Source organism: Microbacterium sp. Marseille-Q6648 (assembly GCF_943181415.1).
GTDB lineage: Bacteria > Actinomycetota > Actinomycetes > Actinomycetales > Microbacteriaceae > Microbacterium.
In genome coordinates, this window is the sequence record NZ_CALPBZ010000003.1 from 53,989 (window position 1) to 72,899 (window position 18,911).

The following is an 18,911-nucleotide window of genomic DNA, read 5'->3' on the forward strand; positions in this document are numbered from 1 at the left end:
TCAGTCTCCTTCCACGCGCAGGACGGACACGACGCGTTCGACGACGCCGCTCGCCGCGAGACGCTCGACGGTCTCGCTCAGGTCCTGCTCTCGTGCTTTGTGCGTTCCGATGACCAGACGCGCGATGTCGGCGTCCTCACCGGCGACGGTCTGCTCGACGGTCGCGATCGACACGCGCCCGTCGCTGAGGATGCCGGCGACCGTGGCCAGCACACCGGCCTGGTCGTCCACCTCGAGGGTGATCTGGTAGCGCGTGGTGACGCGCCCGATGTCGACGACCGGCAGGTTGGCACGGGTCGACTCCCCCACTCCGACGCCGCCGGCGATGTGACGGCGTGCGGCCGAGACGACGTCTCCGAGGACCGCCGACGCGGTCTGCACGCCACCGGCCCCGGCTCCGTAGAACATGAGATTTCCGGCGGCTTCGGCCTGGACGAACACGGCGTTGTTGGCACCGTGGACGGTGGCGAGGGGATGCTCGCTGTCCACCAGGGCGGGGTACACCCGCACCGAGATCGCCTCTCCCGCCGCGCCGCCGTTGTCCGCGATGCGTTCGCACACGGCGAGCAGTTTGACGACGTAGCCGGCGTGGCGCGCGGCATCCATCATCGCCTTGTCGATCCGGGTGATGCCCTCGCGGTGGACGGCATCCAGCGGAACGGCGGTGTGGAAGGCGAGGCTGGCGAGGATCGCGGCCTTCTGCGCGGCGTCGTAGCCCTCGACGTCCGCGGTCGGGTCGGCCTCGGCGTAGCCGAGCGCCTGCGCGTCGGCGAGGACGTCGGCGAACTCGGCTCCCTCCTTGTCCATGCGGTCGAGGATGTAGTTGGTCGTGCCGTTGACGATGCCCATGATGCGCTGCACGCGGTCGCCGGCCAGGGAATCGCGCAGCGGGCGGATGATGGGGATCGCTCCCGCCGCCGCGGCCTCGTAGTAGACCTGGGCGCCGACCTGGTCCGCGGCGTCGAAGATCTCGGGGCCGTGGGTGGCCAGCAGCGCCTTGTTCGCGGTCACGACGTCCGCACCGGAGTTGATCGCCTGGAGCAGGTAGGTGCGCGCGGGCTCGATGCCGCCCATGAGCTCGATCACGATGTCGGCGCCCACGATGAGCGACTCCGCATCGGTGGTGAACAGCTCTTTGGGCAGGTCGGTCTCGCGGGGTGCGTCGAGATCGCGCACCGCGATGCCGACGAGCTCGAGGGTGGCACCCGCCCGGTCCGCGAGCTCGTCGCCGTGCCGCCGCAGCAGCGAGGCGACCTGCGAGCCGACGGCTCCGGCGCCCAGGAGGGCGACCCGTAGGCGGCGGTAGTCGGTCACGTCGTCTGTCCTTCCGTCGGGGGTGTGGCAAGACCCGCGTCGCGGGCGAGGAGATCGTCGATCGTCTCGCCCCGCACGATGACGCGGGCCTGTCCCCCGCGCACGGCCACGACGGCCGGACGCGGGAGGAAGTTGTAATTGCTCGAAAGCGAGAAGCAGTAGGCCCCGGTCGCCGGGACGGCGAGCAGGTCGCCGGGGGCGACGTCGGCGGGCAGGTACTCGTGGTCGACGACGATGTCGCCGGACTCGCAGTGCTTGCCCACGACCCGGACGAGCGCTGGACGAGCGGTGCTCGTGCGCGAGGCGATCCGCGCCGAGTACTGCGCGCCGTACAGGGCGGGGCGGGCGTTGTCGCTCATGCCTCCGTCGACGCTCACGTACAGCCGGGTGGCGCCGCCGTCGAGGCGGACCGGCTTGGTGGTGCCGACCTCGTACAGCGTGACCCCTGCGGGTCCGACGACGGATCGTCCCGGCTCGAAGGCGAGGATCGGCAGGCGGATGCCGCGCTCACGGCACTCGCGGGCAACCGCGTCGACGATTCCGGCGGCCAGCTCTTCGATCGGGGTGGGGTCATCGGCCGCGGTGTAGGCGATCCCGAAGCCTCCCCCGAGGTTGAGGACCGGGATGTCGCCGCCGGCGAGCAGTTCCGCGTGAAGCGCGACGACGCGCGCTGCCGACTCGGCGAAGCCTGCGGTGCCGAAGATCTGCGAGCCGATATGGCAGTGCAGCCCCGCGAAGACGAGACCGGGAAGCTCGCGGATGCGCGCCACCGCGGCAGCAGCGGCGCTGAGCGCGAAGCCGAACTTCTGATCCTCGTGGGCGGTGGCCAGGAAGTCGTGCGTCTCGGCGTGAACGCCGCTGTTGACCCTCACGAGCACCGACTGGGTCCCGCCGCGACGGGCGACGATCCCGGCGAGACGCTCGATCTCGATCAGGCTGTCGACGACGATCGACCCGACGCCCGCGGCCACGGCGCTCTCGAGCTCGCCGACGCTCTTGTTGTTGCCGTGGAACCCCAGACGTGCAGGGTCGGCCCCCGCGGCGAGGGCGACGGCGAGCTCGCCGCCGGACGCGACGTCGACCGACAGCCCCTCGGCGGTCACCCATCTCACGATCTCGGTGCTGAGGAAGGCCTTGCCCGCGTAGTAGACGCGGGCGGTCGTGCCATGGCGCTCCGCGGCGACGGCGAAGGCGTCGCGCGCCCGACGAGCCCGCGTGCGGACCTCGTCCTCGTCGAGGATGTAGAGGGGTGTGCCGAACTGCTCGCGCAGCGCGGTGACCGGGACTCCCGCGAGCGCCAGCACGCCGGCCGCGTCGCGCGCGGCATCCGTCGGCCACACGCCGTCGACGAGGGCGTTGGCGTCCTCGGGCTCGACGAGCCAGGCCGGGGCCGGCGGGCGGGACTGCGAGGCGGCGGACACGGGTGGGACCAATCGGTGGGGATCAAGACGCGTGGCCGGCCGGACGACGCCGGGCGGCTCATGCCGCGGCCGGTGCACTCACGTGCCGGGCAGTGATTGCAGTCTAGGGCACCGGGCCTCAGCGCCCCGTCGACATGTCACGCGAGGACGCGGATCACTCGCACGTGCCGTTCTCGAGCAGTGCGGGATCCACCGCGATCGCTCCGTCGACGTCGACGTCGGCGACGAGGGTGTCGCCGTCGATGGCCACATCGGCGAGGGTCAGCCCCGCCGGAAGGTACTGCGCGATGCAGACCGGCCAGTCGCGGGCCACGCTGTCTGCGAGCCCGCCGAAGCGCGCGCGCAGTTCGTCGGCACCCACCTCGGCCCCGGCGATCTGCAGCGCGGAAGGAGTCAGGACGAGGTCGCCGTCCACCGCCGAAGGAGTGAGCGCCACCCCCACCGGAACCGCCGCGCCGAACACCGACAGCTCCACGGTCATGGTGACGTCGGGAGCATCGAAGGCGAGGCTGTCGACCGGGAAGTCCTCGACCGCGGCCAGCAGGCCGCGCACCTGCTCCACGTCCATACGGACGGTCCCCTCCGCCGCCTCGAGCGGCGCCTCGCCGCGCAGGGGGATCCCCTGGGCCTGCACGGTGACGTCACCGGCGAACACATCGACGACGACGTCCTCGGACGAGATGGTCACGTCGTTTAGGCGCCCTGCGACGAGCTGCGGGAGGACGAGACCCTCGACCTGGACGTCGACGGGCTGGTCGGCAGGCAGATCCAGGCTGCTCACCACGCGATCGCGGATGCCGGAGACGACCAGATCACGCGAGACGGCCTCGGCGATGACCACGGCGCCCGCCAGAAGTCCTCCGACCGCGACCATCGCGATGATCCACGGCCAGACCCGGCGGCGCGAACCGGCCACGCTACATCCGCTCCGGAGCGTCGACGCCCAGCAGGTCCAGGCCGTTGCGCAGCACCTGGCCGGTGGCGTCGTTGAGCCACAGTCGCGTGCGGTGCACGGACTCGACCGGGTCGTCGCCCTGCGGGATGACGCGGCAGTTGTCGTACCACCGGTGGTAGAGCGCTGCGAGCTCTTCGAGGTAACGGGCCACGCGGTGGGGCTCGCGCACTTCGGCGGCGAAGGCGACCGTGCGGGGGAACTCCTGCAGCGCGCCGAGAAGAGCGGACTCGGTGTCGTGCTGCAGCAGCGCCGGCTCGAACTCCGACCGGTCGACTCCGCTGTCCGCGGCATTGCGCGCGACGTTGTGGGTTCGCGCGTGGGCGTACTGCACGTAGAACACGGGGTTGTCGTTCGTGCGCTTGCGCAGCAGCTCGGGATCCAGCGTGAGCGGCGAGTCCGCGGGGTACCGGGCGAGCGAGTACCGCAGCGCGTCGGTGCCGAGCCACTCGCGCAGGTCGTCCATCTCGATGATGTTGCCCGCGCGCTTGCTCAGCCGGGCGCCGTTGATCGAGACGAGCTGGCCGATGAGCACCTCGATGTCCTTGTCCGGGTCGTCGCCGGCCGCGCCCGCGAGCGCCTTGAGGCGGTGGACGTAGCCGTGATGGTCGGCGCCCAGAAGGTAGATCTTGTGGGCGAACCCGCGATCGCCCTTGTTGAGGTAGTAGGCGGCGTCGGCGGCGAAGTAGGTGTACTCCCCGTTGGAGCGCCGGATGACCCGGTCCTTGTCGTCACCGAAGTCGGTCGTGCGCACCCACACCGCGTCGTCCTCGTCGAACACGTGACCCTGGGCGCGCAGGCGCTCGACGGCCTCGTCGACCAGGCTCGGCTCGCCGTCGGATCCGGGGGCGTGCAGCGCCCGCTCCGAGAACCACACGTCGAAGGCGACGTTGAACTTCGCCAGCGACGCCTGGATCTCGCCCAGCTGGAAGCCGTAGGCGAGGTCGCGCGTGACGATCACCTGCTCGTCGGGGTCGAGGTCGACGATGTCCGGCCGGGTATCGCGCACGCGGCGGGCGAGCTCGTCGATGTAGGAGCCGACGTACCCGTCCTCGGGGGTGGGCTCGTCCTTCACCGCCGCGAGCACCGAGCGGCCGAAGCGCTCCATCTGGGCGCCGGCGTCGTTGATGTAGAACTCGCGGGCGACGGTGGCGCCGCTGGCCTGCAGGAGGCGGGCGATCGAGTCGCCGAGCGCGGCCCACCGGGTGTGGCCGATGTGCAGCGGCCCGGTGGGGTTGGCGCTGACGAACTCCACATTGATCGTCCGGCCCTGCTGCGACTCGTTCGACCCGAACGCGGCGCCCGCCTCGACGATGGCCCGCGCCAGCGCCCCGGCGGCGGCGGCTTCGAGACGGATGTTGATGAAGCCGGGCCCGGCCACCTCGACGGCGGCGATCCCGTCGACCGCCTCGAGACCGGCGGCGATCTCACCGGCGAACTCTCGCGGATTCGCTCCGACCGCCTTCGCGAGCTTGAGGGCCGCATTCGAGGCCCAGTCGCCGTGGTCGCGGTTGCGCGGGCGCTCCAGCGGCAGGTCCGCGGGGGTGAGCCCCTCGGCGGCGCCGGCGCGTCGCGCCTCGGCGAGCGGGGCGATGACGGCGAGCAGGGCGGCGGAAAGGGCGTCGGGGTTCATAACCCGTCGATTCTAGTTGTCCGTCGTCAGCGCCTCACGCCGTCACGAGGGACCGATCAGGCGATCTGCACCAGCTCGGTGAAATCGTCCGCCGCCGGGTGAGCGGCAGGATCCGCGGATGCCGCGCTCCCGGCATCCGTCGATGTGAACTCCTGCGCCTCGGGCATGAGCCATGCGTCCACCCGCATGCGCTGCAGCCCGACATAGCCGCCGTGGTAGCTCAGGAATGCGCAGTCGGCCGCATCGCGACCGGTCGCAATGCGCACGAGCGACCGGCGGTTGGCGAGCCGGGTGGCGTCGATGACGTACCACGCGCCGTCGTGGTACGCCTCGGCGACGGCGTGGAAGTCCATCGGCTGCAGACCCGGCGCGTAGCAGGCGGCGTAGCGGGCGGGCATGTCCATGGCCCGCAGGAGGGCGATCACGACGTGGGCGTAGTCGCGGCAGACGCCCTGCCCGGTCATGAGGGTCGTCACGGCGCTGTCGGTGCCGTGGCTGAGGCCCGGGGTATAGGTGGTGCTGGTGGCGACGAAGTCCGAGACGGCCGCGATGAGCTCGGTGCCGTGAAGGCCCTTGAACTGCCGGCGCGCCTGCTGGAAGACCTCGTCGGACTGGCAGTAGCGGCTCGGGCGCAGGTAGGTGATGGCCTCGAGGTCGCTGGTGCGTCCCATCGGAGTGGGACCGTCGATGCGGGCCTCGTAGCGGATCTCGAGGACGCCCGCCTCGCCGGTGAAGCGGTGAAGACGACTGCCGGACTGGTCGATGATCTCGGTCGGCGTGTAGACGCGGTCGCCCTGCGTGAAGGTCAGCTGCTCGTCCGCGACCGGCACCTGCTGGGCGGCGGCGACCTGCAGGATGAGGTCGACGGAGGACCCCAGTTCAAGGTCGAGTTCGGCGGTCACGAGGCGTTGCACCGAAGTATCCTCGCACGCCCGGACGACCCCTCGGCTCGGGCCGTGGGAGCAGAGGAAGCGGCGTCCCCCCGCGCATGTGCGGCATGCGGCATCCGGCCCGTGCAGGCGCAGCCGGGATGATGACGTACCCTCTATCCATGCCCGCGTCAGGACGCCGTCGTCCACGGCGTTCGTGGGCGGCACTGGGGGCCGTCGCACTCGCCGTGGCGCTCGTGTGCGCCCTCGCCGCATGGCGGCCCTGGATCACCCCGACGGTGGATGCCGCCTCGCCCACCCAGGCCCCGATCGCCGCCGTGGCTCCTGCCGCTCTGGCGCTGCCCGAGAACGCCCGCGTGCTCATCTTCGGCGACTCGTGGGTGTACGGGTCGGCGGCGATCGTGCCCACCCTGGGCTTCGCGTACCGGCTGGGCCCGATGCTGGACGCCGACGTCGTCGTCGACGGCGTGCGCGGCAGCGGTTACCTCAAGCCGGGGATCGACGGTCCCGCCTACGGCGAGCGCGTCGCGGCGCTGGACCCCGCGCTGGATCCCGACCTCGTGATCATCGAGGGCACGATCAACGATCGACGACTGCCCGCAGAGGGGTACCGCGACGCGGTCACGGCGGTGTGGGATGCCCTGGCAGCGCTGTACCCCGAGGCGACGATCGTGGTGATGGGCCCTGCGCCGCACGTCCTGCCTGTCGAGGACGCGATCGCCCGCATCGACGCCGACCTCGCCGAGCTCGCCGCCGCGCGCGGCTGGTGGTACATCTCCCCCCTCGCCGAGAACTGGATCGTGGCGGAGAACTACCTGTCGGTGATCGACACGGGTCTCGGACGCAATCACCCCTCCACCGAGGGTCACCGCTACCTCGCCGCGCGGGTCGCGGAGTCGCTCGCCGCGATGAGCCAGGGCACGGACGTCGCCGCGGACGCACCGGTGGGCACCGAGGTCGGCGTCGAGCGCTGACCGCCCGGCACGGCACGGGGAGCCCCGCCGGCAGTGGTAATCTCGACCGGTACGCCTCCGTAGCTCAGGGGATAGAGCGTTGGTTTCCGGTACCAAAGGTCGCAGGTTCGATTCCTGTCGGGGGCACCAGTCGGGACAAGGGATCGCGGGCCATTCAGGCCTTGCGGTCCCTTTCTTGTACAACGGCGTGCTTCAGACGCGGGATGGCAGACGTGCATGCGAATATGTCGGGAAGAGAAACAAATCGCATCGCCCTATCTGAAGGAGAGCGGATGTCGGCACCCGACCTCTCGCATCGGTTCCAGGAGATCTCCCTCAAGCTGATCGCCCCCGACGGCACCCCCCTCACCGACGGACCCGTCACCGTGGAGCAGACACGGCACGCGTTCGGCTTCGGGAACATCGGTTTCGACTTCGTCGAGCTGCTCGGTGGGCCGCCTCAAGGTGAACGTGGCGCTTCACGGGTCTTCGGTGGCGCAGACGCCGACCGGGCGGTGCCGCTCCTGGACGCCTGGCTCGATCTGTTCGACAGCGTCACCCTCCCGTTCTACTGGCGAGGCTTCGAGCCGCAGCCAGGGCATCCCGACACCGCTCGGCTCCTCACAACGGCTCGCTGGTTCGCGGACCGAGGCGTTCGGGTCAAGGGGCATCCGCTCGTCTGGCACACGCTCGCCCCGCGCTGGCTGCAGGAGCGGACCGATGCGGAGGTCGAGGCCACGATCCGCGACCGCATCACCCGGGAGGTCACTGCCTTCGCCGGGGTCATCGACCTGTGGGACGCGATCAACGAGGCGGTGATCCTGCCGGTTTTCACGGCGGAGGACAACGCGGTGACCCGACTCGCTCAGGTGAAGGGTCGCGTGGGGATGGTGCGCCTGGCGTTCGAGACGGCGCGTGAAGCGAATCCGTCCGCCCGGCTCGTGCTGAACGACTTCGACCTCAGCGCGGACTACGAGCGGCTGATCGAGGAATGCCTCGACGCCGGGGTGCAGATCGACGCCATCGGTCTGCAGACACATATGCACCAGGGCTTCCGAGGCGAGGAGAACATCTGGAACATCCTCGAGCGATTCGCCCGCTTCGGCCTGCCGCTCCAGCTCACCGAGACGACATTGCTCTCGGGCGACCTCATGCCGGCGGAGATCGTCGACCTGAACGACTATGTCATCGACTCATGGCCCTCCACGCCCGACGGTGAGGCCCGACAGGCCGACGAGCTCGTGCGGCACTACCGCACCGTCGTGGCGCACCCCGCCGTGGAGTCGCTCACCTATTGGGGGCTGACCGACGAGGGGTCATGGCTGGGGGCACCGTCGGGGCTCCTCCGTTCCGACGCATCGCCCAAGCCGGCCTACGGTGCCCTGCGCGGCCTCATCCGCGGGGACTGGTGGCACGCTCCCCGGACGCTGCGTCCCGACGCGGACGGGCTCGTCCGGGTGCGCGGGTTCGCGGGAGATTATCGCGTGACGACACCCCAGGGCTCCGCGCACTTCGCGGTTCCGGGCGCGGCCGACGGCTCTCCCGTGGAGACTCGCCTGCGCGGCTGACACGCCACGAGATCCGGCATACCGCGAGCCGTCACGTGTGTCCGTCCGGATGCCGCCATGCGGACATCCGTGACGTCTCGACGCCCGCGTGGCACCATCGAGGCATGAGCGAGAACACCGACGGATTCAGCGACGCCGAGCGCGCGGCCATGAAGCAGCGCGCGGCCGAGCTCCGGGCGCAGAAGGGCGTCAAGGGCGCCGCGAAGAAGGAGAAGGAGCTCGCGGCCTGCCTCGAGGCCATCCAGGAGCTCACCGGGACGGATCGCACCATCGCCGAGCGGTTCCACGTCGTGGTGAGCGAGGAGGCGCCGCAGCTGGACCCGAAGACCTGGTACGGCTTCCCTTCCTACGCCCGCGACGGCAAGGTCGTGACCTTCGTGCAGCCGGCCGCGAAGTTCGACACCCGCTACGCCTCGATCGGCTTCAACGAAGATGCCCTCCTCGACGACGGGGCAATGTGGCCGACCGCGTTCGCCGTCGTGGAATGGACGGATGCGGTCGAGGCGACCCTCCGCGACGTCGTGCGCCGCGCCGCCGGCTGACCCTCCCCGCTCACCCGCGCGTCACACCAGGAACAGCCCGTCCAGCACGCCGGGGTTGTGGGCGTGGACGAGAACCAGGAAGACCACGGCGTCGAACAGCAGGTGCACCGTCACGACGTAGGTGAGCGACCGGGTGCGCATGAAGATGAAGCCCTGCAGCAGCGCGAACGGGATCGTCAGCAGCGGGCCCCAGGCCTGGTAGCCCAGCTCCCACAGGAACGACACGAACACGATCGCCTGCAGCAGATTGGCCTGCCAGAAGGGGAAGTGGCGCCGCAGCAGCGCCAGGCAGGTGCAGATGAAGAACAGCTCGTCCCAGATGCCCACGGCGCCGACGCCGACGAAGAGTCGCGCGATGAGGTCGGGGGTGTCCACGACCGGCCAGTTCTGATAGACCCCCGAGGTGATGAAGTAGAACGGCAGGATCAGCCACCCGAGCACCAGCACGGCCACCAGCCACGTCCACTGGAAGGTCGTCCAGCGTCCTCCCCCGCGCCACGGGAACCGGATGGCGTGGTCGCGGTACACCCAGCGTGAGATCGCGTAGGGCACGACGACCGCGCCGCCGAGGGCGAGGGCGAAGCGGAGGATGGCGAGGTTGTCGAGCTCGGCCTTCAGCGGGATGACGCTGACGATCAGCAGGCCGACCGCGACGAGCGAGAGGTCGCGTACGAGTGACGGGGCACGCCGCCCTGTCTCATCGGGGTCGGATGCGGGACGACCGCGCTCGATCAGCCACGCGGTGACGAGGCCGGCCGCCAGCAGGCCCCAGCCGAGCCACGGCAGCAGCATGACGAAGAACGCGGGCGCGGCCAGGCACACCAGGATCGCGGGAGCGAGGTCCCACGACCACGCCGGGACGGTGCGGGTGGGAGCGAGGGCGGGGGGCGGGCATGTCAGGCCACCCGTCGGTAGGCGAGGTCGCGGATGTCACGGCCGGCGCGGGAGCCCTTTCGCTCGAAGGCCGTGAGCACGCGGCCGTCGAACCGCGGCGCCCAGTCCCCTTCGAACGCACGCTCGAACCCGTCCGCCTCGTCGAGCACGTCGCGCATCTGCAGCGCGTAGTCCTGCCAATCGGTCGCCAGGCGCAGTATCCCGCGCTCGCGCAGTGCCGTTCGGGCGGTTTCGGCGAACTCCGCCGTGACCAGACGGCGCTTGGTGTGCTTCTTCTTGTGCCACGGGTCGGGGAAGAAGACCCAGAGCTCGTCGAGGGATGCCGCCGGCAGAAGATGCTGCAGGACTTCGGGCGCGTTGGCCTCGACCAGCCGCAGGTTGCCGACCCCCGCGCGCTCGGCATCGAGCATCGTCCGCGCCAGTCCCGCCCGGAAGACCTCGATGGCGAGGAAGTCGGTGTCGGGGGCGCCGGACGCGGCGTGCACGATGGCATGCCCCTGTCCCGATCCGATCTCGGCGATCAGCGGCGCGTGCCGACCCCACACCTGGTGCGGGTCGATGGCTGCGCCCGGGCGGATGCTGGTGGCGGCGGCATCCCTCGGCGCAGCGATCACGAAGCGCGGGGCCAGCTCGCTCCACGCGCGCTCCTGCGCCTCGGACATGCGGCCGCTTCTGCGGACGAACGAGACGGGCCGCTCGCGAAAGCGGGGATGGGCCTCGCGGGCGGGAGTGTCGGTCACTCCCCCAGGCTACCCAGCCGCCGTCTTCTCCCGGCCCGGTCGAGGCCGTTCGGCCCGGTTCACGGCCCGGTTCACGGCTCGGTGACGAAGTCGATGAGCTCTTCCACCCGGCCCAGAAGAGCAGGTTCCAGGTCGCGGTAGCTCTTCACGGACGCCAGGATCCGCTGCCATGCTCGTGCGAGGTCGGCCTGGTCGCGGGCCGGCCACCCCAGGGCCCGGCACACCCCGGTCTTGTAGTCGATTCCCCGCGGCACGTCCGGCCACCGCGGGATCCCGACCGCGCGCGGTGTGACGCACTGCCAGACATCCACCCACGGGTGCCCCACGATCCGCACGTGCGCGCCGTGGGGCCCCCGGGCGACGGCATCGGAGATGCGCGACTCCTTGGACCCGGCGACGAGGTGGTCGACGAGCACACCGTAGCGGCGCTCCCGCGACGGGGGCTCGGCGTCGAGGGTCTCCGCGAGCAGGTCGATCCCCTGCAGGTACTCCACGACGACGCCTTCTGCCCGCAGATCGTCTCCCCACACCTTCTCGACGAGCTCGGCGTCGTGCCGCCCCTCGACGAGGATGCGGCTGGCGCGCGCCACCCGTGCGCGCGCGTCGGGCGCGGCGAACGAGCCCGAGGCGGTGCGTCTGGGGGCGGCGGGCGCGGCCCGCTTCTCGGGGGGATCGAGGATCACGTCGCGCCCGTCGATCAGGAAGCCGGGTCCGAGGGGGAACAATCGCCGCCTGCCGCGCCGGTCCTCGAGTTCGACCAGGCCCGCTGCGACGCCCACGACGGCGCCGCAGAAGCCGTCGTCGGCGACCTCAACGACCAGGTCGACGGATGCCGCAACCCGCGGCACCTGCTTCGCCGACCGCTCGCGCCACCCTGCTGCCAGCACGTCCGTTCCGTACCGATCGTCCATGTGTGCCTCCGGGTCGGAAAGGCTACCTTCCCGCCCCGGCCTGCCGGCGCAGACCCGCCGCCCCTACCCGTGGGCGACCGTGGCTGAATAGACTCGCCAGGGGCGGGAACGCCGCGAAGGGGGAGACGGATGCGCAAAGGGTGGACGACCGCGTTGACCCTGAGCGCGTGCGCGCTCATCGCGGGCGTCGGTGCAAGCGCGGCGGCGGCGACCGCACCCGTCCAGCTCGGCGCCGGGTACATCCTCGATGACGCCGGCGTCATGGACTCTTCGGGCGCGGCCGAGGCTCAGGAGCGCCTCGAGCAGCTGTACGCCGACACCGGCGTCGACCTCTACGCCGTGTTCGTCGACGAGTTCACCGACCCGGCTGACAGCGAGTCGTGGGCGAACACCGTGGCCGAGCAGAACGGGCTCGGTCCTTCCCAGTATCTGCTCGCGGTGGCCGTCGACTCCCGCCAGTACTACCTCTCGGCCGACAGCGCCGGTCCCCTCGCCGAGGACCAGGTCGTCCGGATCGAGGCGGACATCCGACCCGACCTGAGTGCGGAGGACTATTCGGGCGCCGTCATCGCCGCCGCCGACAGCATGTCGGCGGCGCTCGGAGACGACGCCGGAGCGCCCGGCGCGGCGCCGGGCGGGGGGTCCGGTTTCGGGACCGTCCTCATCCTCGCCGTGGTGCTCGGCGGCATCGCCCTCGTGGCATGGCTGTTCATCCGCCGTCGCCGGGCGAAGGCTGCTCCGGCCCCCGGCGGGCCCGGGCAGGCTCCTGTCGAGCAGGTGCCGACCGAGGAACTGCGTCGCCGCGCCGCGTCCGCCCTCGTCGAGACCGACGACGCCATCAAGACCAGCGAGCAGGAGCTCGGCTTCGCCCGCGCCCAGTTCGGCGACGAAGCCACCGCCGCCTTCGTGGAGGCCCTGGCAGCCGCGCGGACCGACCTTGACGAGGCGTTCTCGCTGCAGCAGAAGCTCGATGACGGCGAGCCCGACACCGAGGAGCAGGTGCGGGCGTGGAACAGCCGCATCGTCGAGCTGTGCGAGCGCGCCAATACCCGCCTCGACGAGCGGGCCGCGGAGTTCGACGAGCTGCGCAAGCTCGAGCAGAACGCTCCCGAGGCCCTCGCGCGGGTCCAGGAGGCGCGGCAGCGAGCCGCGGCGACGGTCGAGCCGGCGCGCGAGCGCCTGGCGGGCCTGACGGAGCAGTACGCCCCGGAAGCGCTCGTCACCGTCGCCGACAACCCCGACCAGGCCGCCGACAGGCTGGAGTTCGCCGCCGCCGAACTCGCCGAGGCACAGCAGGCGCTCGGCGGTGGGGATGGCGGAGAGGCCGCCGTCAGCATCCGCGCGGCCGAGGATGCCGTCGCGCAGGCAGAGCAGCTGAGCGCTGCCGTCGACACGCTGGCGGTCGATCTCGCTCTGGCCGAGAAGAACGCCACGGCGCTCATCGCCGAACTCGAGCAGGACGTCGCCGCCGCGAACGCGCTCCCCGACGCCGACGGGCGGCTCGCCGCCGCGGTGACCGCCGCCCGCCAGCAGATCGACACCGCGCGCGGACAGCTCACCGGCGCCAAGCGGCCGCTCGCCGCACTCCAAGGTCTGGAAGCCGTCGACGACCAGATCGACGCCCTCATCCGCGCCGTGCGCGATGAGCAGTCCCAGGCTCAGCGAGCACGCCAGCTGCTCGCTCAGGTCATGACCCAGGCCCACGCCCAGGTGCGCGCGGCGGAGGACTTCATCACCGCGCGCCGCGGTGCCGTCGGCGCCGAGGCCCGCACTCGGCTGGCCGAGGCCGGCGCGAGCCTGGTGCGCGCACGGCAGCTCGAGGCCTCCGACCCGCAGCAGGCGCTCGCACAGGCGCAGCGGGCCGAGCAGCTGGCCGCACAGGCGATCCAGTCCGCACAGAACGACGTCGGCGCCTTCGGAGGAATGGGAGGCGGCGGGATGTCCGGAGGAGGATCAGGCGGCATGCTGGGCGCGGTCTTCGGAGGCATCGTCTTGAACTCCGTCCTCGGCGGCGGCCGATCCTCCGGCGGAATGGGCGGGCTGGGCGGGCTCGGCGGGCTCGCGGGAGGCATGGGCGGGTTCGGCAGCACCGGCGGCGGTCGAAGCCGCGGCCGCATCAGCCCCGGCTCGTTCGGCGGCGGCGGCACGCGTGGCCGCCGCGGCGGCGGCAGGTTCTGAAACGGTCACAATCACTTCTCGGAAAGGAAGGGAAACCCGATGGCAAAACAGTCCATCTTCGGTCGCATCTCCACACTCATCAAGGCGAACGTCAACGCCCTGATCGACCAAGCCGAAGACCCGCAGAAGATGCTCGACCAACTGGTTCGGGACTACACCAACAGCATCGCCGACGCCGAGGCGGCGATCGCCGAGACGATCGGCAACCTCCGCCTGCTCGAGCGGGACCACCAGGAGGACGTGCGTGCGGCCGCCGAGTGGGGCAACAAGGCGCTCGCCGCCAGCCGTCGCGCCGATCAGCTGCGCGCGTCCGGCGACGCCGTCGACGCCGACAAGTTCGACAATCTCGCCAAGATCGCGCTGCAGCGTCAGATCAGCGAGGAGAACGAGGCGCGTGCGATTGCTCCGACGATCGCCACGCAGACCGAGGTCGTCGAGAAGCTCAAGGACGGCCTCAACGGCATGAAGCAGAAGCTCGAGCAGCTGCGTTCCAAGCGCAGCGAACTGCTCGCGCGCGCCAAGACCGCCGAAGCGCAGGTCAAGGTGCACGACGCGGTCAAGTCGATCGACGTCCTCGACCCCACGAGCGAACTCGGCCGTTTCGAAGACAAGGTCCGTCGCCAGGAGGCACTGGCCGCGGGCAAGCAGGAACTGGCCGCCTCCTCGCTGGATGCCCAGTTCAATCAGCTCGAGGACATGGGGGAGCTCACCGAGGTGGAGGCGCGCCTGGCCGCGCTGAAGTCCGGCGGCACCGGCTCCGCCGGGCAGCTGACGTCCTGATCCTGTCGACCTCCCGCGTCACGCTCGACGGGCGCGGGAGGTCGCCGTCTGCCGAGAGGTGTCGCGCATGACCCGGTTCATCGTCGTTCCGCAGTGGCAGGGGTCGCCCTCCTCCCGTGCGATGCAGCTGGTCGACGGCGCCGAGGCGATCGCAGGCGATCTGCCCCGATCCGCCTGCACACGGGTCGCGGTTCCGCTCGAAGCCGGGGAATCCCTCGACACGCGCGTGAACCGATACAGCGCGCTTCGACGCACCAGCGAGCTGCTCGCGCTCGAACTGGCTCCGCCCGGCGAGCCGGCCCTCGTGGTGGGCGGCGACTGCGGTGTCGGCGTGGCCGCGGTCGCGCACTCCCTCGCCCGTGAACCCGACCTCGCGGTGGTGTGGCTCGACGCCCATCCCGACCTGCACACGCCGGACTCGAGCGAGTCCGGGGCGTTCGCGGGGATGGCCCTGCGAGCCGTGCTCGGCGAAGGTGCGCCTGGCCTGTCGCTGACCCCCGACGCCGTGCCGGCCGCACGGGTGGTCCTCGCCGGGGCGCGATCCTTCGACCCCGCTGAAGAGGGGGTCGTGGAGCAGCTGGGGATCACGTGGCTCACCATCGACGCGCTCGCAGACGTCGAGGCCCTGGCCGACGCGGTCGTCGCCACCGGCGCGGCGGGGGTGCACATCCACGTCGACCTCGACGTCCTCGACCCCAGCGCCCTCTCGCACGTCACCTCGGCGGAGCCGTTCGGCGTCGACGTGGCGTCACTGGTCTCCCTCATCGGGGCCGTGCGTGCACGGGTGCCTCTCGCCGGCGCGAGCCTTGCGGGCTTCGCCCCGTCATCCCCCGACGCCGCCGTGGACGACCTGGGCGCCATCCTGCGCATCATCGGCGCCCTCGCATGAGGTCCGGCTCCTCAGGGCACCGCGAGACGGTCCCCGCCATCGGGGCGGCCGATCGGCTCGACCGTTTCATCCCCGGCATCCTCCTGGACTCCCCGGTGAGCCATGCGGGCTACCTGTACGGCACTGCCGTGGGCTGGGTATGGGGCTCGCTGTGGAGCACCGGCCGCATCGAACGACGACAGGGTCTGTGGGTCTTCCGCGGCATGCCGTCCTGGACGTATCCACGGGGCGGCGTGTGCGCCGGCGGCTGCTTCCTCACCGGCGACGGGGAGATCGACGACCGCCTGCTGCGCCATGAGGCCATCCATCGCCGGCAGTGGCGACGGTACGGCCTGCTCATGCCGATCCTGTACTGGGCCGCCGGACGCGACCCGCTCCGCAACCGCTTCGAGATCGAGGCCGGACTCGAAGACGGCAACTACCTGCCGCGCCGGCGGTCGCGCGCCCCGCGATGACGACGGGTCAGCGGGCGGAGGTGATGCCGAACCGCGTCGGGGCCTGGATGCGATCGGTCGCGACTCCGAGTCGCGATGCGAGGTGATCGACGATGTCTGCGGTCCCGAGGTAGCCGCCCAGCAGGTGGATCCGCGTCTCGTCGTCGTCGGCGCAGAGCATCTCGTCCGCCCAGGCGGTCACCGCGCGCGACAGCGCCTGGCCCGGGGCGCACGCGCGTCCGGTGCCCGGATCGCCCGAGCGTGACGCGCGGTCGAGCCAGGTCAGCACCATGCGCGCCGGAATGCCGAGCTCGACGACCCACGTCGCGTCGGGAACTTCGATGAACACACGGCCGGTCGAGCAGATCGGAAGCGTCGCCAGCAGCGCCTCGAGGTCGGCGAGAGACGTCTCGTCGGCCGTGATCAGGTGCTGCACCCGCGTATGCCGCGAAGAGCGGCAGGCCGCCGCGTTGTGCTCGAGGGAAGTGCTCATGACGATCCCACTATACCTCGCACCAAGGGTTGCCTAACCTCACTCCCGTCATTCGGGGGTGGTGAGGAGCACCCGCCGCAGCTCGGCGACCTCGTCGTCGGTCATGCCGTGCGCGAGGAGGTAGTCGGCAGCTGAGCCGTAACGGGCATCGACGTCGTCGAGCAGCTCCCGCATGACCGACGCGGGCGATCGGGTCGCGAGGTCCTCCAGATGCCGGGCCTCGGGGTGAAGCGACCGCAAGTAGGCGACGACCTGTCGATTCCGCTCGACCGGAAGAAGGCTCTCGGTGCGCGCGTAGTCGGCGACGACGGCATCGCGCTCCACACCCGCCGCGGCGAGCGCGACCGCGACCGTCACCCCCGTGCGGTCCTTGCCGACGGTGCAGTGGACGAGGACCGGCTGATCCGTGATCACGCCCCGCACCACGTCGACGAGACCGGCGGCAGAGTGCTCGATGATCCTGCGGTACATCTCTGCAAGTCCGATGTCCTCGGCGAAGAACGAGGCGACGGACCCGAGGAAGAGCGGCACCCGCGTGGTCCGCACCTGCGACGGGACCCGGCTGGGCTCGTGCATCACCTCGTCGTCGGCGCGCAGATCGATGATCCGCCGGATGCCGAGGGCGCTCAGTGCCGCCACGCCCGTGTCATCGAGCCGGGCCAGATTCCCGGATCGGTACAGCATGCCGGGCCGCGTCCGCGCCGCCCCGGCGAGAAGGCCACCGGTATCGCGGAAGTTCAGCGCGCCCGGGACGAGCGGCGACCCGGTCACGCGCCGTCGCCCGCGTCCTCACCGGTGCGCGGCGGGACCGGGTAGCGCCCCGCGATGGCGACGCGGTTGAAGGCGTTGATGGACACGAGCACCCAGCTGAGTGCGACGTACTCCGCCTCGCTGAGGATGGCCCCCACGCGGTCGTACACGTCGTCGGGTATGCCGTCCTCGTGGATGAAGGTGAAGCACTCCGCCAGTTCCAGGCCCGCGCGCTCGCGCTCGCTGAAGACGCCGGAGTCGCGCCACGTCGCCAGCTGCGCGATGGTGTCGGCGTCGATGCCCGCGGTCACCGCGCGGTCGACGTGGACGCGGACGCAGTAGGCGCAGCCGTTGAGCTGCGAGACGTGGATCTGCACCAGCTCCTTGAGCCGGTCGTCGATTCCGGCCCCGTCCGAGATGCCGCCGACGGCCTTCGAGAACGCGGCGAGCGCCTGATACGCCGGCGGCGCCGACCGCGAGAGGTGGACGCGTCGTTCTTCGGTCATGCGCTTCAGCGTATCGAGTCGCCGGGCGCCCTCGATCGGATGCGTGAGAATGGGCGCGTGAGCGACATCACCGACGAGTTCTCGTTCCTTCCCGACCAGGCGGCCGACATCGGCGTCGAGGGCCCCCTCCCCCCGGTCGAACGCCTGCGGCTGCGGCTGGAGGACGGTCGGACCGTGAGCGCGCTGCGCTACGGCGAGGGTGAGCCGCGGGTGACGTTCCTGCACGGAGCCGGGCTCAACGCCCACACATGGGACACCACCGTGCTCGCTCTGGGCCTGGATGCGCTCGCCGTCGACCTTCCCGGTCACGGCGAATCGTCCTGGCGGGACGACGCCGCCTACGTGGCACGGACCCTCGCCCCCGACGTCCATGCGGCCATGGCCGCATGGACCGATCGCCCGCAGCTCCTCGTGGGGCAGTCTCTCGGCGGCCTGACGGCAGCGGCCGTCGCTGCCCGCGATCCGGACCTGGTCCACGCGCTCATCGTCATCGACATCACGCCGGGGATCGACCCCGCGGCCGGGCCCTCGCAGATCCGGGAGTTCTTCGCCGGCCCCACGCACTGGGCCAGCCGCGACGAGATGGTCGATCGCGCCCTCGCCTTCGGTCTCGGCGGATCTCGGTCGGCCGCCGAGCGGGGGGTCTTCCTGAATTCGCGCGAGCGGCCCGACGGACGCTTCGAGTGGCGTCATCACTTCGCCCACCTCGCCGCCCGCGCCGCGGCCGCGCCGCCCGGATCGGGCGACGGCGACCGGGACGCGGTCTCGAGCGTGCTGGCCGCATCCGGCTGGGAGGACCTCGCAGCCGTGCGCGTCCCGGTGACCCTGGTGCGCGGCACGCGGGGTTATGTCACCCCCGGGGATGCCGCAGATTTCACCCGCCGTCTGCCGGCGGCATCCGTGATCGAACTCGACAGCGGCCACAATGTGCACGAGGAGCAGCCCCGCGGGCTCGCCGAGCTCATCCGCGCCCGCGCCGGGAACGATTGACCACGCGACGACGTTGCAGACGGGGAGTTCGTCGCCGACCGCCCCGAATCTCTAGAGTTGACTGCGCACCGGC

The 18,911-nt window shown here is 71.2% G+C and carries 19 protein-coding genes and 1 tRNA gene; 9 read left to right on the plus strand and 11 right to left on the minus strand.

Annotated features, from left to right (window positions below):
- The 5 genes from NFR93_RS10480 to NFR93_RS10500 all read right to left on the minus strand — a co-directional run bounded on the left by NFR93_RS10480 (position 1) and on the right by NFR93_RS10500 (position 6,234).
- Positions 1-1,314: a homoserine dehydrogenase gene (locus NFR93_RS10480; RefSeq protein ID WP_251453171.1), complete on the minus strand. Its 1,314-nt coding sequence runs from the start codon at positions 1,312-1,314 to the stop codon at positions 1-3.
- On the minus strand, positions 1,311-2,735 hold the full coding sequence (gene lysA, locus NFR93_RS10485) for a diaminopimelate decarboxylase (protein WP_251453172.1): 1,425 nt from the start codon (positions 2,733-2,735) through the stop codon (positions 1,311-1,313). The genes NFR93_RS10480 and lysA overlap by 4 nt, the downstream gene beginning before the upstream one ends.
- 154 nt (positions 2,736-2,889) lie before the next feature.
- Positions 2,890-3,651, minus strand: coding sequence for an LmeA family phospholipid-binding protein (locus NFR93_RS10490; protein WP_251453173.1), 762 nt, complete (start codon positions 3,649-3,651; stop codon positions 2,890-2,892).
- Between the two features lies 1 nt (position 3,652).
- Positions 3,653-5,320 carry an arginine--tRNA ligase gene (argS, locus tag NFR93_RS10495; protein WP_251453174.1) on the minus strand — a complete coding sequence of 556 codons (1,668 nt, stop codon included), beginning with the start codon at positions 5,318-5,320 and terminating at the stop codon, positions 3,653-3,655.
- A gap of 56 nt (positions 5,321-5,376) precedes the next feature.
- Positions 5,377-6,234 carry a transglutaminase-like domain-containing protein gene (locus NFR93_RS10500; RefSeq protein WP_251453175.1) on the minus strand — a complete coding sequence of 286 codons (858 nt, stop codon included), beginning with the start codon at positions 6,232-6,234 and terminating at the stop codon, positions 5,377-5,379.
- A gap of 137 nt (positions 6,235-6,371) precedes the next feature.
- On the opposite strand from NFR93_RS10500, the gene NFR93_RS10505 reads away from it, so the two are divergent.
- From NFR93_RS10505 to NFR93_RS10520, 4 genes are all read left to right on the plus strand, one after another.
- Entirely contained in the window at positions 6,372-7,184 is an 813-nt protein-coding gene (locus NFR93_RS10505; protein ID WP_251453176.1) for an SGNH/GDSL hydrolase family protein, read from the plus strand.
- Positions 7,185-7,237: 53 nt separating this feature from the next.
- Positions 7,238-7,313: transfer RNA gene (locus NFR93_RS10510), tRNA-Arg, on the plus strand.
- Positions 7,314-7,456: 143 nt separating this feature from the next.
- On the plus strand, positions 7,457-8,731 hold the full coding sequence (locus tag NFR93_RS10515) for an endo-1,4-beta-xylanase (RefSeq protein ID WP_251453177.1): 1,275 nt from the start codon (positions 7,457-7,459) through the stop codon (positions 8,729-8,731).
- A gap of 104 nt (positions 8,732-8,835) precedes the next feature.
- On the plus strand, positions 8,836-9,273 hold the full coding sequence (locus tag NFR93_RS10520) for a hypothetical protein (RefSeq protein ID WP_251453178.1): 438 nt from the start codon (positions 8,836-8,838) through the stop codon (positions 9,271-9,273).
- 21 nt (positions 9,274-9,294) lie between these two features.
- Here NFR93_RS10520 and NFR93_RS10525 read toward each other — a convergent pair whose 3' ends face one another.
- The 3 genes from NFR93_RS10525 to NFR93_RS10535 form a co-directional block, all read right to left on the minus strand.
- Complete coding sequence (locus tag NFR93_RS10525; RefSeq protein WP_251453584.1) at positions 9,295-10,065, minus strand: CPBP family intramembrane glutamic endopeptidase; 771 nt, start codon at positions 10,063-10,065, stop codon at positions 9,295-9,297.
- A gap of 104 nt (positions 10,066-10,169) precedes the next feature.
- A complete protein-coding gene (gene trmB / locus NFR93_RS10530) occupies positions 10,170-10,829 on the minus strand; it encodes a tRNA (guanosine(46)-N7)-methyltransferase TrmB (RefSeq protein WP_251453585.1) in 660 nt (219 codons plus the stop codon).
- A 149-nt stretch (positions 10,830-10,978) separates the two neighbouring features.
- Positions 10,979-11,818 (minus strand): DUF3097 family protein, encoded by an 840-nt coding sequence (locus tag NFR93_RS10535; protein ID WP_251453179.1) that lies wholly within the window; start codon positions 11,816-11,818, stop codon positions 10,979-10,981.
- Between the two features lie 129 nt (positions 11,819-11,947).
- Between NFR93_RS10535 and NFR93_RS10540 the strand changes: the two genes are divergently transcribed.
- The 4 genes from NFR93_RS10540 (at position 11,948) to NFR93_RS10555 (ending at position 16,120) form a co-directional block, all read left to right on the plus strand.
- A complete protein-coding gene (locus tag NFR93_RS10540; RefSeq protein ID WP_251453180.1) occupies positions 11,948-13,996 on the plus strand; it encodes a TPM domain-containing protein in 2,049 nt (682 codons plus the stop codon).
- Positions 13,997-14,035: 39 nt separating this feature from the next.
- Positions 14,036-14,776 (plus strand): PspA/IM30 family protein, encoded by a 741-nt coding sequence (locus NFR93_RS10545; protein ID WP_251453181.1) that lies wholly within the window; start codon positions 14,036-14,038, stop codon positions 14,774-14,776.
- 67 nt (positions 14,777-14,843) lie between these two features.
- The gene (locus NFR93_RS10550; RefSeq protein ID WP_251453182.1) at positions 14,844-15,665 is read left to right on the plus strand and encodes an arginase family protein; all 822 of its coding nucleotides are present in this window, start codon (positions 14,844-14,846) and stop codon (positions 15,663-15,665) included.
- A complete protein-coding gene (locus NFR93_RS10555) occupies positions 15,662-16,120 on the plus strand; it encodes a Fe-S oxidoreductase (RefSeq protein ID WP_251453183.1) in 459 nt (152 codons plus the stop codon). The genes NFR93_RS10550 and NFR93_RS10555 overlap by 4 nt, the downstream gene beginning before the upstream one ends.
- A 7-nt stretch (positions 16,121-16,127) precedes the next feature.
- On the opposite strand, the gene NFR93_RS10560 is transcribed toward NFR93_RS10555, so the two are convergent.
- From NFR93_RS10560 to NFR93_RS10570, 3 genes are read right to left on the minus strand one after another with little or no spacing between them, the layout of a single operon-like run.
- Complete coding sequence (locus tag NFR93_RS10560; protein WP_251453184.1) at positions 16,128-16,592, minus strand: SIP domain-containing protein; 465 nt, start codon at positions 16,590-16,592, stop codon at positions 16,128-16,130.
- A gap of 48 nt (positions 16,593-16,640) precedes the next feature.
- On the minus strand, positions 16,641-17,363 hold the full coding sequence (locus tag NFR93_RS10565) for a tyrosine-protein phosphatase (protein ID WP_251453185.1): 723 nt from the start codon (positions 17,361-17,363) through the stop codon (positions 16,641-16,643).
- Entirely contained in the window at positions 17,360-17,848 is a 489-nt protein-coding gene (locus NFR93_RS10570; protein WP_251453186.1) for a carboxymuconolactone decarboxylase family protein, read from the minus strand. Before NFR93_RS10570 ends, NFR93_RS10565 begins: the two co-directional genes overlap by 4 nt.
- A 57-nt stretch (positions 17,849-17,905) precedes the next feature.
- Here NFR93_RS10570 and NFR93_RS10575 point away from each other — a divergent pair, with 57 nt between their 5' ends.
- Positions 17,906-18,838 (plus strand): alpha/beta fold hydrolase, encoded by a 933-nt coding sequence (locus NFR93_RS10575; RefSeq protein ID WP_251453187.1) that lies wholly within the window; start codon positions 17,906-17,908, stop codon positions 18,836-18,838.
- The last annotated feature ends 73 nt before the right edge of the window (positions 18,839-18,911 follow it).

Coding starts and splice junctions, on each gene's coding strand:
- argS (WP_251453174.1), bottom strand. CDS start 5,320: ATGAACCCCGACGCCCTTTCCGCCGCCCTGCTCGCCGTCATCGCCCCG.
- NFR93_RS10505 (WP_251453176.1), top strand. CDS start 6,372: ATGCCCGCGTCAGGACGCCGTCGTCCACGGCGTTCGTGGGCGGCACTG.
- NFR93_RS10515 (WP_251453177.1), top strand. CDS start 7,457: ATGTCGGCACCCGACCTCTCGCATCGGTTCCAGGAGATCTCCCTCAAG.
- NFR93_RS10520 (WP_251453178.1), top strand. CDS start 8,836: ATGAGCGAGAACACCGACGGATTCAGCGACGCCGAGCGCGCGGCCATG.
- NFR93_RS10525 (WP_251453584.1), bottom strand. CDS start 10,065: ATGCTGCTGCCGTGGCTCGGCTGGGGCCTGCTGGCGGCCGGCCTCGTC.
- trmB (WP_251453585.1), bottom strand. CDS start 10,829: ATGTCCGAGGCGCAGGAGCGCGCGTGGAGCGAGCTGGCCCCGCGCTTC.
- NFR93_RS10535 (WP_251453179.1), bottom strand. CDS start 11,818: ATGGACGATCGGTACGGAACGGACGTGCTGGCAGCAGGGTGGCGCGAG.
- NFR93_RS10540 (WP_251453180.1), top strand. CDS start 11,948: ATGCGCAAAGGGTGGACGACCGCGTTGACCCTGAGCGCGTGCGCGCTC.
- NFR93_RS10545 (WP_251453181.1), top strand. CDS start 14,036: ATGGCAAAACAGTCCATCTTCGGTCGCATCTCCACACTCATCAAGGCG.
- NFR93_RS10550 (WP_251453182.1), top strand. CDS start 14,844: ATGACCCGGTTCATCGTCGTTCCGCAGTGGCAGGGGTCGCCCTCCTCC.
- NFR93_RS10555 (WP_251453183.1), top strand. CDS start 15,662: ATGAGGTCCGGCTCCTCAGGGCACCGCGAGACGGTCCCCGCCATCGGG.
- NFR93_RS10560 (WP_251453184.1), bottom strand. CDS start 16,592: ATGAGCACTTCCCTCGAGCACAACGCGGCGGCCTGCCGCTCTTCGCGG.
- NFR93_RS10570 (WP_251453186.1), bottom strand. CDS start 17,848: ATGACCGAAGAACGACGCGTCCACCTCTCGCGGTCGGCGCCGCCGGCG.